The sequence below is a fragment of the Pseudoduganella ginsengisoli genome, assembly GCF_009720865.1.
GTDB lineage: Bacteria > Pseudomonadota > Gammaproteobacteria > Burkholderiales > Burkholderiaceae_D > Rugamonas > Rugamonas ginsengisoli.
In genome coordinates this window covers 1-323 of the sequence record NZ_WNLA01000100.1, presented here as the reverse complement: position 1 = coordinate 323, position 323 = coordinate 1, and the positions used below count along the sequence as shown (strand labels likewise).

1 pseudogene is annotated in these 323 nt (G+C 74.0%); it reads right to left on the bottom strand.

Features of this window, described 5'->3' with window-relative positions:
* Positions 1-323 (bottom strand): annotated as a pseudogene (locus GM668_RS30795) (hypothetical protein); the annotation flags it as partial.

The following is a 323-nucleotide window of genomic DNA, read 5'->3' as shown; positions in this document are numbered from 1 at the left end:
GGCGCCGGCCAGTGGGGCGCCCGCCAGCCGGACATCGGTGCGGCCTTGCTGTACCGACGCGGGCCGGGCCGTGCTCAAGTTGCGCACGCGCCAGGCGCCATCGGCGTTGCGGCTCACTTCAATGTGGGCGGCATCGGCGCGCGGCGCGGCCAGGTCGGCCGCGCCCAATGCCACGCTGCCGCCACGCGCCAGCCTGATAGTGATTGCTTCAGGAAACCAGGTGGCAGGCGCACGCCATAGCGCCCACGCCTGGAACAGCGCCAATGCCAGCAGCGTGGCCAGCCACGGCGCCTGCAGCGCCAGCGCAGCGCAGGCGCCGTGGC